General features: G+C 46.7%; 8 protein-coding genes and 1 other annotated feature. Of the genes, 2 read left to right on the top strand and 6 right to left on the bottom strand.

The genetic code is table 11. The annotated features are described in order from the left end of the window. Nucleotides 1-15 precede the first annotated feature (15 nt). From DWY93_RS08680 to DWY93_RS08665, 4 genes are all read right to left on the bottom strand, one after another. Nucleotides 16-975, bottom strand: a complete 960-nt coding sequence (locus tag DWY93_RS08680; protein ID WP_117470070.1) for a translation initiation factor 2 — start codon at nt 973-975, stop codon at nt 16-18. 9 nt (nt 976-984) lie between these two features. Next, nucleotides 985-1425 (bottom strand): DUF4869 domain-containing protein, encoded by a 441-nt coding sequence (locus tag DWY93_RS08675; protein ID WP_015552643.1) that lies wholly within the window; start codon nt 1423-1425, stop codon nt 985-987. 329 nt (nt 1426-1754) lie between these two features. Continuing rightward, the gene (locus DWY93_RS08670; RefSeq protein WP_117470071.1) at nt 1755-2933 is read right to left on the bottom strand and encodes a hypothetical protein; all 1179 of its coding nucleotides are present in this window, start codon (nt 2931-2933) and stop codon (nt 1755-1757) included. After that, nucleotides 2917-4032: an iron-containing alcohol dehydrogenase family protein gene (locus DWY93_RS08665; RefSeq protein WP_117470072.1), complete on the bottom strand. Its 1116-nt coding sequence runs from the start codon at nt 4030-4032 to the stop codon at nt 2917-2919. Before DWY93_RS08665 ends, DWY93_RS08670 begins: the two co-directional genes overlap by 17 nt. Before the next feature lie 295 nt (nt 4033-4327). Between DWY93_RS08665 and DWY93_RS08660 the strand changes: the two genes are divergently transcribed. Continuing rightward, on the top strand, nt 4328-5662 hold the full coding sequence (locus DWY93_RS08660) for an ATP-binding protein (RefSeq protein WP_181968521.1): 1335 nt from the start codon (nt 4328-4330) through the stop codon (nt 5660-5662). Nucleotides 5663-5770: 108 nt separating this feature from the next. After that, nucleotides 5771-6009: a binding site (T-box leader), on the top strand. A gap of 300 nt (nt 6010-6309) precedes the next feature. Here DWY93_RS08660 and DWY93_RS08655 read toward each other — a convergent pair. Further along, nucleotides 6310-12348, bottom strand: coding sequence for an MBG domain-containing protein (locus DWY93_RS08655; protein WP_117472244.1), 6039 nt, complete (start codon nt 12346-12348; stop codon nt 6310-6312). A gap of 256 nt (nt 12349-12604) precedes the next feature. On the opposite strand from DWY93_RS08655, the gene sigG reads away from it, so the two are divergent. Then, on the top strand, nt 12605-13381 hold the full coding sequence (sigG, locus tag DWY93_RS08650) for an RNA polymerase sporulation sigma factor SigG (RefSeq protein ID WP_117472242.1): 777 nt from the start codon (nt 12605-12607) through the stop codon (nt 13379-13381). A gap of 77 nt (nt 13382-13458) precedes the next feature. Here sigG and DWY93_RS08645 read toward each other — a convergent pair whose 3' ends face one another. Then, on the bottom strand, nt 13459-14811 hold the full coding sequence (locus DWY93_RS08645; protein WP_117472240.1) for a M20/M25/M40 family metallo-hydrolase: 1353 nt from the start codon (nt 14809-14811) through the stop codon (nt 13459-13461). Nucleotides 14812-14835: the final 24 nt, after the last annotated feature.

The following is a 14835-nucleotide window of genomic DNA, read 5'->3' as shown; positions in this document are numbered from 1 at the left end:
ACATATACTTGACACTTAAAATTCAATTCCGCGAATACTTTTCAAAATCGTCCTCTTATTTCTCTCATGCAGATATGCCGCGTTAAGCTTTGCTTTCCTATACTGCAGATAACTGTCCTGCGTCCGATCTACAAGGACTTTTGTAAAGTACCTTTCCCAGCTAAAATACTCTTTGCTGTCTATATATTTCTCTGGTTCTTCCAGCATGTTTTCAATGTCTTTCCCCTCAATCAATCCTGAACTCAATACCAGCCACTCAAAGGATTCCGGCAAATACAGATGAATCCTCTTCTTTTTCCTCACAATTTCATATAACCGGTTCATCTCCGGTCCTATCGCGGCACCGTCAGCAATGACACAGACTTCTTTTTGCTCCAATCCGTTCAGCTTAAAGTAAATATTAGATTTTCCTTCTGCGCTCATGCATTCCATATGTTTTTCTTTTGCGACAGCATAAAAAAAATCATAACCGGAATTTGAATCTTCCGTAATCAACATTTCCGGTTTCACCGGAACATTTTCCATATTGGAATAAATCTGATACATTTGCTGATACACTTTTCTTGTATTCTGGTATTTTCCCGATGAATGCAAGCCATATATCTCTTCGACACTGTAAGGGAGATTATAAAGATTTTCTCTTGTAATCAGAACAACATAATTATCGGACTTGCGTACAGCTGATGCAAACTCCTCTGTGTTCATAAACACATTTTCTTCATCAATAAAGAAGATCGTTTTCTGTGAATTCTCAAGAATCAGTTTCCAGGATGTTCCCTCCAGAATTCTGCATGGCACATCACACTGAACATCGATTCCACTGGAATTCCCCAGATTTTCTGCCTGCCTTAACATATTGACCAGCGTAGTTTTCCCTGTCGCGCTATTGCCCTGAATAATCGTGATATTTCGTCTGATCTCCAGTTCATAGTGAAGCCGGTTATTCTGCACAATTACTTTATATTTTCCTTTCATACCTCTCTCCTACACATATTTCCCGGCGATTTCCGCAAACTTTTCCATGTCATAAACAATTTCACCCGTGTTCAGTATTTCGATCTCGAATTTTCCGTCTCCAAAATTCATGACATGACGAAGATTGACCGTGAGGTCTTTCTTTTTCCCAATTTCCAGAATCCACTTCGCACAGTTGTTTCCACATACGGATATATTAAATATCTTCTGATTTTTATCAAATGCAAGCAGGATCAGGGTTTTCACACCACCTGACAATTCCTTTACTGAAACCGGTCCAAGAACAGGGCTGTCGATCAGTCTGGAGCTGATAACCTCCGACTGATCCACATCCTTAACCATCTCTTTTGTCAATGGATCTGTGATCCACTCGTCTTCATACTGATTGTCAAAATATGTAGGCGGATGATAAATAACTCCACCCATGTTTCCGAGAAAGATTTTCAGCATTCCTTTTTCACTCCAAATATTTCTATATGATTTCTATTTTCTTGCCTACTGTTATCTTGTTCATATATAATGGCTAACTGCAGAATATCATACTATAAAGTATATCATACCTGCTTCATATCATACACATATTTTTAAGAACAAATTTCTTTCTATTCTTCACATTCCAAACAGGCAGGATCCTCTGACGCCACTATTTCACTGATTGCTGATCACTTACCCCAACTCCATAACAAAAAGCACCCACAGCGCCTCCAATATCCCCCCTGTCTTCCAGACAGAGACATACCGGATGCACCACAGATGCTTTTTATCCATACAATTCCTATTTATTTCGTATCAAATCTCGTAACCGCCATATGCACCAGATATGGGATCAGGATCACAGGGATCGCGAGGTACGCGAGGACGCTGTACGCCCGCTGGATCAGGGTCAGGAGACCGAACTGGGCGATGGCGAAATCTACCAGACAGCAGATCAGGGCTGCAATGATCTCGTGGCAGGAGATCTTTCTCTTAGGAATTTCGCCTGCGTTTTTCACGGATTCTCCGGCCAAAACAGTTTTCTTTCTGTCAGCACATCCGGCTTCGATTCCGCTGCAGATTCTCCTCACCATCGCAGCCACCATATTGACTGCCGTGGAGACTGCCCCGAGAATAATAAGGACCGAGATCAGCGGTGTCATAAATGCCTTTCCGACACCATTCTGAACCATAAATAAAGTCGGAACGCTCTGGTTTTTCATCTCCGGGTTTTGGCAGACCGTCATGATTCCCAGAACTACCATAGTCATCATCAGCGTATTCACCACGAATCCGATCCCCATGCTCTTTACCGCATCATCCGGTTTCTCGAAGGACTTCGCGTGCTGCACGAAAACAGCCACATTCGCTAACTGGAATGTTCCGTAGAGGAATGCAGAATACAGCGCTTTCCCGAAAGGAACCGGCTCCGCCTGCATTGCGGCTGCGGTCTCTTTGATCGCGCCGAAGCCTGCCGCGATGTTCGGAATATACACGATCAGAAGTCCCGCGATGATGCAGACGGAAAGCACCGATGCCACTTTCCGGACAAGATCTGTTCCGAAGATCGCCACGATAAAAATAAACACACCGATCACAAACGTGCAGAGTAAATACGGAAGTCCCGTGAGCGCAGACAGCGTCGCACCGCCCGTCGCAAAGGCAACCGCCGGGGCCACGCACATCACACAGAGATACATGATCTCAAACAGGTTGGAAAAGACCGGTGCAAACTTTCCGTAAAACGCGTTATTGTAGGACCGGTAATCGTACACCTCATGTTTTCTCGCAAACCGCAGGCAGTAGGCAAAAAACACTGTATTATAGAGCATTGCGGCCGCCGGCATGATCAGGCACCAGATCCCATAACGCACATAGTAACTGTAAATCTGCGCGCCGGAGGCAAAACCACCGCCGAAATGGGTCGTAAACCACACAAACGCAACCCCTAAGATCATGGAACCGGCTTTATTTTTCTGTGTCATAGGCGTCCTTTCCTGCCCGTTCCTTTAAGCGGTCCATGGCATCTCTCAGCATTTCTTTTGTCACCCTGTACGGATAATGGGCAACATCGGACATCTCCGGGATCCGGTTCATGCTCTCCTCCCACTCGTCCTCTGTGATCTCGATCTCCTTTAAGGATACCGGAAGTCCGATTTCACGGTTCAGCTTATAGATCTTCTCAAACTCCTTTTCCTGTCCGTCCACAAGCAGTGCAAGGAGAACACCAAAGCCAACAACCTCCCCGTGAAGATGGCGTTTCTCGATCACCGGATAAGATGTCAGCGCGTAGAAGACCGCATGGGCAAGTCCGCTGTTGTAATCCGGAGTACAGTCCTTTGTGAGGAAGATAGACGCAATTCCCGTGGTGACAACGATGGCGAGGACCACCTGCTCCACATCGTAAGTGCAGAGCCCTTTCTGATGATCCGCATACGCCTTTACACCATACTCAAGAAGCGGCTGCAGACACATCTCACTGACCGCGACGCCTACCGCTGTGAAGTGCTCCAGACGCTCGTCCCTGGATGAGATCTTCGCCTCATAATATTTTGCGTAAGTATCGCCAATTCCAGCCCACATGTATCTCGCCGGAGCTTTTGCGATGATCTCCGTATCAATGAAGGCGTGCATCGCCGGGCGGATAAAGAAGTGCGGTTTTAAGAATGTCCCGTCATCGTTGTACATGATGGAGACGGAGGTCGTCGCGGCGCAGTTGGAGGCGATGGTCGGGAATGTGAATACCGGCTTATCGTCCGTGATGCAGAGGCACTTTACGGTATCCAGCGCTTTTCCGCCGCCGACACCAAAGACCATGTCTGCCTCGTGATAGACCGGCAGCGCCCGGAGCGCCTCCACAGTCTTGTAGGTACAGTCCTCCCCGAACAGTTCTTTTCCGATGATCGTGAGGTTCGTCTTATCCACAGCCGCCTTGATCTTATCATAAGCCGCCTCCAGAGCCAGCTTTCCGCCGATCACCAGGACTGTCTTTCCGTAGGATTCGCAGACCGGACCGATCTTATTGTAAATGGTATTTCCGATGGAATAGCTCGGAAGATGTACCTCATAATTCTCAAGCTTCATGTATCTTCTCCTTCTTAACAAAAAATTCCCTCGATGTGATCGACTTTTCACTTTTCGACACCATAAATATCTCCGGGCGATCATGATCCGCCCGCTACATTACTATATCACTGTAAAGTTTCAAGTTGATGGGGTTAGTATAGCATAGATCGTAAAAAAAGAATACCTTTTTTTCTGTGTATCCTAAAACTTCTCATCCCTGCACAAGATGTCAAAATCCTGCATGAGTTGTACTTTCCGGACAGTAAAACTTTGTTATAATGGATCATATAGAAACGAGAGGAGATTGTTGAGTATGAACAGCCCATTCTGGTCCCTTGTCATGCGGAATTTTCTGGAATTTTTTTCCATGGTGCCCTGTGCGGTTCTCTGCTTTCTTCCGGTTCAGGACCGGCTTCGTAGAAAACCACTGAACCTTTTTCTCACCGGTATCCCGCTCTCGATCCTCTGGGCTTTCGCCGGAGGCCTCGTCTGCGCAGGCTTCGGGATTTCGAGAGACTTCTGGGGCCTGCCGTCCTTTATCCTGTTTGCGGTATTCTTCCATCGGGTCTGTGATCTCGCCCTCTGGAAGCCGTTCAGTATCCTGATCGCCGTCTGCGCGGTCTTCTCCTGTATCACAAACCTGACACTCGTCGCAGATGCCCTCATTGACCGGGCGAACACCTCCGGTCTGTTCACGCTTCCGGGCGCGGGGATCCACCTGCTGCTCTCCGTTCTCATCGTGGCTATCGTATGGTATCCGGCAACCCATGCCGCGAAATGGCTGGTGGACGATATCGAAATGGCGAAGACCTGGTATATATTCTGGGTATTCCCGGCGGCATTCTTTCTGCTGAACCGCCTGATTCGTCCGCGCTACTATGAGACGCTCTACACGAACCGGGTCATGAAGTTTTACCCGATTTTAATTCTGGCGCTCCTGACATTCCTCCTGCTCTTCTATTTTATGTTCTACCTGATGGCATCGGAGATGAATCAGAATACGAGACTTTTGAGGGAAAATGAGCTCCTGCAGCTCCAGAGCGCCCAGTACCGCAATCTCCAGCGCTCCATCGACGAGACGCGGATCGCCCGCCATGACCTCCGTCAGCATCTCACGGTGCTCTCGGGATACGCGGCGAACAAAGATCTTGACGCGATCTCAGACTATCTCGCGTCCTTCCGGAAACATATGATGCCGGAATGGCTGCCTGCTTACTGTGAAAATCAGGCCGTCAACGCGATCCTTGGCTACTACGCTCAGATTGCAGAAAACGCCGGAACTACTCTGGAGATCCAGGCACAGATGGAAAAGGAAATACCGGTCCCAGAACCGGAATTCTGCGTTCTTTTGGGAAATTTATTGGAAAACGCGGTGGACGCATGTCGGGAAAACAATGAAAGCGGCGCGATCAAGGTCCATATCCGCCAGACCGACACCTCCCTCATAGCCATCACGGTGGATAATCCCTGCCGGAAGCCTCCTGTTCTTGAAGGAAAGCGTTTTCTCTCCACAAAGCACAGTGGCCCCGGCATAGGCACACAGTCCATCCGGCTCATCGCTGAACGACACCGTGGAGATGCGCGTTTTGAATGGAAGAACGGAATGTTCTACGCATCAGTGATCTTAATTCCGTCTGCGGAGTCATGATAGAAATAATAAAATGTTCCCGGGCAATTTCGATCGTCCGCTGTAATTTTTCAAATTTTTTCTTGACTGCCTTACATTAAAGTAGTAAAATGATACCGTAAAAAATCGAAATACGCGTAGACGAAGAATAGTAGGCTGCAGGATTCCCCACAGAGAGCCGTGGTTGCTGGGAGCACGGCGGGATGAAACAGTCCGAACTCGCTTCTGAGCGGTTCCGCTGAACTTGAACGGTAGGCGGAAACGGGTTCTCCCGTTACAGGGAAAGGGTATCCGGCCGGTACCCTGTAAAGCAGCGTCTTCTATGGACGAATCAGAGTGGTAACGCGGTGAAAATCATCGTCTCTTCATGCAGCAATGCATGGGGAGATTTTTTTCGCTTAAATATCGCATAAATGCCGGAAGTGAAGCGTATTATGGCTTCATTTCACACGAATTTCGATTGCAGAAAAAGAAAGATCCGCAGGTTCCCACTTTTAGGATCCTGCGGATCTTTTTTACTTCATGTCGTAACTGTTCAGTGCCCTCACAGTTACGCGCAAAAATCCATTCCTAATCGGCTATGCCGATAGGATTTTTGCCTTCTATTCTAAGTTTTCTTACGGTCAGCGCAGTAAATGCGCAGACCTACTGAACAGTTACTTCATGCCTTAATTTTCTTTTGCTTCAAGTCCATCCCATACACCGTCTTTATCGACATAATATCCATCTGGTGTCCTGATTTCTCTGTACATGGAGCCAAGCGGCACAGCTCCGGATGTCTTTGAAAAGTAGTACCATTTTCCATTGATGAACTGCCATCCTGTGAGCATTGCTCCGCTCGCCGGATCGAGATAGTACCAATGCTGGTCTGACTCATCGTAATGCCAGCTTGTCTGCATTCCGGTGTTCTCGTCGATCAGATACCACTTTCCGCTGGCGTTATCCTGTGCCCATCCTCTCTTCAGATAGCCGTCAGAACCGAAAGCCCACCATTTTCCGTCTTTCTGGATCCAGCCCAGCTTTTCACCGTTCTGATCACTGGTCTTTTCTCCTGACGGATAGGTGCCGTCCTTGAATTCGAACCACCAGCCCTTTTCATCGCGTTTCCAGGTTCCCTGTGCATCGTTTTCGGAAGAGCTGCTGTTAGAAACACTCTTTCCGAAGTTCGTTGCCGCCGGGTTCTTTGTGCTGCCGGAACCGCCGGAATTGTCGGAATCATCGGATCCACTGCTTGCCCTGCGGATTGCATGAAGTGTTCCGTTCTCAAAGTGGATCTCGTAATTCTCAGATGTCAGACCGGACAGCTGTATCACGTAATCGCCCGCCGCGCTGTCTGGCGCGTATTCACAGGTAAACTGCAGGCTGCCGTTCAGCACATCCGCGGTATCTGTTCCCGCAAATCCTTCGTAGAGGACTTTGTACTCCGAAATCGCATCTCCGACTGTGACATTCTGTTCCACTGCTTTTACGCTGAGCGGTGCTTTTTTGATCTCAAAGGAGAATGTCTGGCTTCCAGCCTCGTAGTTCTTTCCGGCTTCCGTATAAACTTCCACCGTGTAGGTTCCGGCATTCATCGGCGCTTCCGTTAAGATCTCGCTGCCCTTTTTAATCGTCACGGTCATGTTTCCATCACTGTCCGTCCATGCCTCCGGCGCGGTGTTTTTCGCATCATAGACACGGTTTAACTGATCCAGATTCCGAAGTTCGAACTCCGGCTTCGCCTGGGATACGGTCAGTTTTCCTGGCTGATATGTGATCTCATAATTTCCGTTTTCAGCGGTAAGTCCCGACGGGATGATCTTGTACTCGTCCACATCGCTGCCGGCCGCATAAGCGCACTCGTAGGAGAGTGTTCCGCCGAGGACTTCTGTGTTTTCTCCGTTTACGAAACCTTCGAACGTGCTGCTGTATACCGGCGGTTCGTCCTTATAGGTCACGTTTCTTGATTCTGCCGTCACAGTGAGCTGTGCCGGGGGGATCGCAACGGTTGCGGAGCCGCTTATGGTGTCAAAGTTTTTCTTTGTCACCGTGTAGTATACGGTATAGCTGCCTGTGTTCTTGTATACAGGGCTTTCTGTGAGCGTGCAGTTATCTTCGGACTCACCGTAAAGGATCTCACCGTCTCCAGCGTTTCCGGAAAGGGTGATCTTGATTCCGTGGGACTGTCCGTCGTAGATTCCTGTATATCCGGCTGCGTCGACGCCTGTGATCGAGGCATTTTTGATCTCGATTTCAAAGCTGTCTGATACGGAATCATGGTTTGCTGCAGATGCAGTGTAATATACCGTATAGATGCCGGCGTTGGTGAAAGCAGGAGCATTTTTTAATGCCCGCTTTTCGTCTGCGGCCTGTTCTGCTGTGAGGCCATAGCGGAAGGTGATAGCCGTTCCACCGGTCGTACTTCCTGTTGCCTCGACTTCCGGCAGTTGTTCCCTTCCATTGTAGGTCAATTCTATCGTCTGCCGTACAAAAACGTTCTGAATTTTGGCATTTTCGATCTTTGCACCGCTGCAGGAGACATTGGAAAGCTCTCTCGCTGTAAGTTCATAGCGATCCTCAAACTGAGAATCCAACGCAATGCCTGTAACATCCACAGTGTTTGTTCCAGCGTCCTTGGATGTCCATGTGAAGGTTCCCTTTGCCTCTAATGCCACCGCATCCTCTGAGAGGATCGGGTTTCCGTCAGTGGAACTGAAGGTGAGCGTTCCCTCAGCGTTTGTATTGCCGTCATAGATCTTTGATTTAACCGCACTTACAGAAGGAACAAGCTTTGCTTTGGATACCTCAAATTCAACCGAATCACTTGTTGCCTCATTATAATTCTGGCTCTTTCCCACAGTTGCCTTTACATACCATGTTCCAGGTTTGTTTTTTTCATTCCAGTCTGTGTATTCGCCATTCTTGGTGCTGCTGTAAGTGTACTTAACACCGCCGGTGGTGTCTGTTGCCTCGCTCTTCGGCTCTGGTGTTTCTCCGTAGCGGATATCCGGGCATGATGTTATGGAAATTGTGTTTGAAGCGCGATAGATCTTTAAATCTGTCCCTATAAGTACAGGATTTTCCTGCGCTTCCACATTCTTTCCACCGCTGCTGGTAATTCCCATATAATAAGTTACATATTCTTGATCCGGATCTGCATTGACCTCATAATGTCCTTCTGCATTTCTCGAAACCTTCTGGGTCAACTCTGCGTCACGATACAGTTCAAACCGGATTTCTCCATAACCTGTCACCGTATGTCCGCCAACGGAATAAGCATCCTTTATTCCCGGTTTAAGATAGTCCTCTTCATCGTTGCCATAGTTGATGCTTGTTACAGTCTGAAACCAGTCAGGATTGAACGTGGCTTTCTTGATCGTTATCTCTCCAATTCGTAAATTTGTAACACGTTCAACTCCATTTTCACTATTGGTGCTTACATAGATTCCATAGGTTCCTGCTGCCGCCGGAGCACCGATGAAATTATCCGCATCCTCTGCACCAACTTTTTCTTTATATCGAACTGCGTCAATGCCAAACGTTCCGCCTTTTTCCTCTACCGGCTGTACCTTCACGTTATGCACGTCACCATTATTTGTATAGGTAAATTCGGTGTCTCCAACTATCTTGAAATCATCCTTTGTCAATGTACGCTTAAGAGTCATAAATTTGACTGTCTGCATTTCCGACACATCATTATTATCATTCTCTGCTACAAGATAATATGTATATGACGTATCAACAGAGAGATTATTCAATTCAATAGAAAATTTACCATTTTCTACATCTACTGTTGCAAAGCTCGCCTTACTATCCTCTTTCTTTGCTTCTGCTCTGAGCGCTTCTCCAGTGTATCCTTGATAATTAGAATTTGTATAGTATACTTTTGTTCCATCTGAAGTTCCCTTTATAGTCGCAAAATTCTCTTTGATATCATCAGATGATATTGCTGCGTCAAACTTAACCTGATATCCTGCGTAAAGTTCAATTTCCGGTATTTGACCTTGTGGATTTAACCTATCTTCGACAAGTTGATTCACTGTTGCTGTTGTATCTGTCGCAGTGCCATTTCTGTTTGAATCTTCTTTGTACCTCCATACTGAAAAAGCCGCACCATCTGGCAACCCGAGATTGCTCAAATAGCTTCGATGGCTATCGTCAAGATTCAGAAGATATTCATCGTAAAATGGATCCTTTTCATCTTTTCCAGTATAATACTTCACATGAACTGTATAAAGATTCGGTGCGCTGAATGCATAAATCTCAGTTGTTTCCGGATTATCAGAAATCTTATGCTCATTATATACTGCAAAGATCGGAGTCTTTCCGCCAGACAGTGTAATATGTTCAAGGAGATCCCGATAATTTGAGGTCGAGGCTTTGAAAAGCTTCATGTTCGCCCCTGTGTCATTTCCGTCCAACGGGAGATTGATTTTAAGGTTTTCTTCGCCTGTTGCCTTTGCCTTTGTAAAATCGATCTCATTTACTTTTGAAGCACTTTCGATCTGCATAGATGCGAACGGGAAATTTCCTTCAACCGTAAATTTTGCAGTCCCGCTGACACTATTTTTCTCTAAAGCCATATAAACATCCGGCCGATTCTCACCACCGGAAATTTTTCCGCCTGACAAGGTAACTTCATTGAGATGTGTGTGCTTTAAACCATACTCTCCGCCTTTGATCGTTCCCCCTGTCATCTCGAACTTAGCATGGTCTTCCTGCAATCCGCTGCTTCCAGATCTATACAGATAAACCGCCGTATTCTTTTTTGACTCTATCGTTCCACCGTTAACTGTTACTTTTACGCCACCAGTTGCGCTGATTGCATATCGGTTTTGCGAAGAATAAGCGGACTGATCTACAATATGCGCATTACCATCTACAATCAGATCTGCAGAGTTCAATGTGATAACAGACTCATTCGCATTATCTGCATTCACAGTTCCAATAATCTCCCCACCTGTAATATGGATCGTACTTTTTGTCTCTCCATTGAAACCGCTGCAGTTAATTTCAGATTCCAAAGTTCCCGTTCCAACAACATTTACTTTTCCAGTGATCTTTCCCTTAAGCAAAACTGGTTTATCGTCAGCGTTGCCTGAATCTACTGTAATATCTCCAGCAATTGGATTTTTTGTTGTTCCCACACTGATTTCTACTCCATCCGTTCCAGTGTTTCTCAGCAGAATTTCATCTATAATTCCGGATACTGTAACTTGGGCTTTAGTGTACTTGACCGTCTCTACTTTCTCAGTCCCATCCTCAGTTTTGTCATACGTAATCGTAACCTGATACTTTTCCGGATCGGAAGGTAACTGGATTTCCGCACTTTTAATATTTCCTGCCGGAATCAAACTGGATTCATCCTTTGGATCCATAATACGGATATAGTTGTCCACCGCTCTCGCTTCGTAACTCTTATACTGGTCCGCATATCCTTTATCAGAATTATGATTGACAATGCTTAAATGAATCCCTTCGACTAACGTCTTCATGTTCCCGGATGAACCTTTGATCCAGTTTTTCAATGAAGAACTGGCCTTCATTGCAAGGTCACTTACCACAAATTTGAATGTGTCATTTATCGTTTTTAAATTCACAGCATCAATAGTAGCACAGGATTGAGCACTGTAACCATAATATATCGATCCATACGTATTTTTACCTGCAGCAGATATATCAATATTATCTGATAATGATAATTTTGTCTTATCTGACATTAAAATCGCAAAAGCTCTTCCCGATGGATTAGTATTCTCGGCATAAATTTTTCCACCACTGATAGAAACTTCTTCGCTTTCGCTAATTGCAGTAATCGTACTCGTATCATCTTTTATATTATTGAGTTGTCCCCCACATATATCTATATCTTTTATTTGTGCCAGTTGTCCATTCCATGTACCGTCTTTTATTTTAATACTGCCTGTTCCACCGTTTCCTCTGACATTTCCATTAATTGTTCCTCCATTTAAAGAAATCACATCATTTTCATACATATAAAAGCCATCTACAGACTTAACAGTACCGCCATTTTGTTCAAAAATAACTGTAGAATTCTTAGAATTCTTAGCAGACGACCTACGAATAACGTACGAACTTGTTGTTATATCAGCCTCATTGTGTATAATAAATGTGTCATTTGAGCCAATAATAAATGCTTCAGCTGCACTCGTATATGTGCCTTTCAAAGTCAATTCGCAGCCTTTCGTAAGTTTCGGCGCTCCGGGCGCTCCGCTACTAATATTGACATTATCAAAATTAATATTTATATTCGTATCTGTACCGAAACTCAAAATCTTGCTGAACGCATCTGTCAGACTATTTAAGTTTTCTCCATCTTCTGTCAAGCTTCCGCCAACAACCTTAAACTTCCCATCTGTCTGGCTGATCGAATACGTCTCTTCCGTAACTGTCTCCGCATTCATCGCACGCTTAGCCATTTTTCTCTTCGTCGCCGGGTTCTCTTTCCCATTCGATGCTGTCGCGGTCTCCTTCTCAAGGTCGGACTCGGTCGTCTCGTTTGAATCCACAGTTGTATCCCGCTTCTCGTCCGCATTGGACGCGCTGGCTGTCTCGGCCTCGATTTTCTTATTCTCTTCTTCCAGATTTTCTTCCAGCGCAGTTATTGTCTCCGCCTTCGCCATAATTCCCATATCGCCATGATTGACCAGAAGGACTGCAATCAGGACTGCTGCTGACATACGTTCATACCATTTTCTCTTTCTCATATTCATTTCCCCCTTTATGACAGGTTCTTTTGGATTATACTTGTAAATTTTCAGACCGTTCCACGGTTCATAGTTGATTTTATTATACGTTTTTCTGTTCCACCCGCAATTCTTTCTGCACAAGATGTCAAAATTCCGCATAAGATGTCAAAATCAGGAATAATTCTCAGGAAATAGCTCCCGTTTTTTTCATGTATAAACTGTCCTGTTTTCGTAAATCATTTTTCTATGAAAATAATTTGCGGAGGTTCTTGTCATGGCAGGATATAAGGTTGAGATCTGCGGGGTGAATACTTCTAAACTCCCGCTTCTGACGAATGAGGAAAAAACCGACCTTTTCAGACGGATCCAGAATGGAGATACGGACGCAAGAGAAACATATATTAAGGGGAATCTGAGGCTTGTTCTAAGTGTGATCCAGAGGTTTTCAGGGAGCAGTGAGAATCTGGATGACTTGTTTCAGATCGGGTGCATCGGGCTTATCAAGGCCATCGATAATTTTGATCTGTCGCAGAATGTGAAGTTTTCAACTTATGCGGTGCCGATGATCCTGGGGGAGGTGCGGCGGTATCTGAGAGATAATAATTCGATCCGGGTGAGCAGGTCACTCAGGGATACGGCTTATAAAGCGCTTTCAGCGCGGGAGCTTCTCACGAAGAAGAATCTGCGGGAACCTACGATCATGGAGATTGCGGATGAGGTGGGGATCTCGAAAGAGGAGATCACCTATGCGATGGATGCGATCCAGAGTCCGGTGAGTCTTTATGAGCCGGTTTATACGGATGGTGGGGATCCGCTTTGTGTGATGGATCAGATCAGTGATAAAAAGAACCGGGAGGAGAATTGGGTGGAGCAGCTTTCTCTGAGTGAGGCGATGAAGAGGCTGCCGGTCAGGGAGAGGCGGATTATTGATATGAGATTTTTTGAGGGGAAGACGCAGACGGAGGTTGCGGGGGAAGTTGGAATTAGTCAGGCGCAGGTGTCCCGTCTGGAAAAAAATGCCTTAAAGGCAATGAAAAGTTATTTAGATTAATAATAATCAGAAAGAGCCAGAGACTTATATCCCTGGCTCTGAGTTTGTTTTGGTCAGCTTAAAAGATTTTCATATAATTATTTCGCTGTCTCCCCATATCTGGTCAGCAGTTCCATATAGAAGTCGATGCTGTCCGCCAGCTCTTCTACTCCTGTGAACTCGTTCGCTGCATGGACATGATGGTCGTCTCGCGCGTAGATCGTTGAGAAGCGGTATACGCGGTCGCTGAGGTCGTAGACGTATCTCGCGTCTGTTCCGCCGAGCATCATCTCCGGACACGGGATCGCATCGCCATAGATCTTACCGCTGATCTCAACGAGAAGGTCTTTGATGGCTCCGTCGTACAGGGATGTCGGAGACGCGGTGCTGCCTTTGAGAACGCGCACTTCCACCTCATCCGGCACAATGTCTTCCAGGTGTTTCTTTACGCTCTCAACGGTATCTCCCGTGAGGATACGGCTGTTTACAACTGCGGTGACCTTCGCCGGAAGAATGTTCGCCTGGGCAGATCCGGAAAGCATCGTCGGAACGACGGTGGTGTGGAACATCGCGTCGAGGGCCGGATCTTTCTTAAAGTACGGAACAAGCTTTTCCAGATTCTCATCCGGTTTCTCAAGCAGCTTTGCCAGCTCCGGATTTTCCTTCGCCATATACGGCGCAAGGACCTCGAAGCGGCATCGGATCGTATCCGTCACGCGATATGGCATCGGATTCTCCTGGATCGCGATCAGTGCCTTTGCAATCATGGTCGTCGCAAAATTCTCGCCCGGGCGGCTGGAGTGTCCGCCTTTTGCGGTGTAGGAGAGTTCAAAGTCCACATATCCTTTTTCGCAGAGACCAATGGTGCAGAGTCCCTTATCGTCGATTCCGTAATCACTTCCCGCGCGGACTCCGCCGCCTTCGTCAAGGACGGCGCCGAAGCGGATGCCGGTTCCGCGGAGTGTCTCCGCCGGGATCTTTCCACCTGCGACCTCCTCCATGTATCCGTAGGAAAGGTAAAGGTCATAGTCCGGCTCGTAGCCTTTTTCCAGAAGTGCCTCAACGGCTTCCAGCTGTCCGATCAGGTTGCTCTTGCAGTCACTGGATCCGCGGCCCCAGATCTTTCCATCGGCGATGGTTCCGGAGTATGGCGGATATGTCCACTTTTCAAGGTCGCCTTCCGGGACAACGTCCTGATGCGCCATTAAGAGAAGCGGCGCGGCACCGGATTTTCCGGTTCCTTTCCAGTGATAGAGAAGTCCTGCCTGTCCGGTATGTTCCAGGGTCAGGTGTTTATGTACTAACGGGTATGTTTCCTTTAAATACTCGTGGAACGCGTCAAATTTTGTGTAGTCAGTCAGTGAATTGTCCGCGTTTGATACGGTTGCGAAGCGGACCGCGCCCGCGAGGTGTTCCGCGCTGATCTGCGGATCGATGGTGTGTTTTCCCATGTGTCTCTTCTCCTTTGCTGTCGG

It is taken from the genome of Clostridium sp. AF28-12, assembly GCF_003435225.1.
Taxonomy (GTDB): domain Bacteria; phylum Bacillota; class Clostridia; order Lachnospirales; family Lachnospiraceae; genus Pilosibacter; species Pilosibacter fragilis.
Note: the sequence above shows the minus strand (reverse complement) of the source record. Positions and strands in the feature narration are given on the sequence as shown.

What these genes read in the sequence shown, in the direction of transcription:
- DWY93_RS08665 (WP_117470072.1), bottom strand. Translation starts at nt 4,032, where the DNA reads ATGAAGCTTGAGAATTATGAGGTACATCTTCCGAGCTATTCCATCGGA.
- DWY93_RS08680 (WP_117470070.1), bottom strand. Translation starts at nt 975, where the DNA reads ATGAAAGGAAAATATAAAGTAATTGTGCAGAATAACCGGCTTCACTAT.
- DWY93_RS08660 (WP_181968521.1), top strand. Translation starts at nt 4,328, where the DNA reads ATGAACAGCCCATTCTGGTCCCTTGTCATGCGGAATTTTCTGGAATTT.
- DWY93_RS08675 (WP_015552643.1), bottom strand. Translation starts at nt 1,425, where the DNA reads ATGCTGAAAATCTTTCTCGGAAACATGGGTGGAGTTATTTATCATCCG.
- DWY93_RS08670 (WP_117470071.1), bottom strand. Translation starts at nt 2,933, where the DNA reads ATGACACAGAAAAATAAAGCCGGTTCCATGATCTTAGGGGTTGCGTTT.
- DWY93_RS08645 (WP_117472240.1), bottom strand. Translation starts at nt 14,811, where the DNA reads ATGGGAAAACACACCATCGATCCGCAGATCAGCGCGGAACACCTCGCG.
- sigG (WP_117472242.1), top strand. Translation starts at nt 12,605, where the DNA reads ATGGCAGGATATAAGGTTGAGATCTGCGGGGTGAATACTTCTAAACTC.
- DWY93_RS08655 (WP_117472244.1), bottom strand. Translation starts at nt 12,348, where the DNA reads ATGAGAAAGAGAAAATGGTATGAACGTATGTCAGCAGCAGTCCTGATT.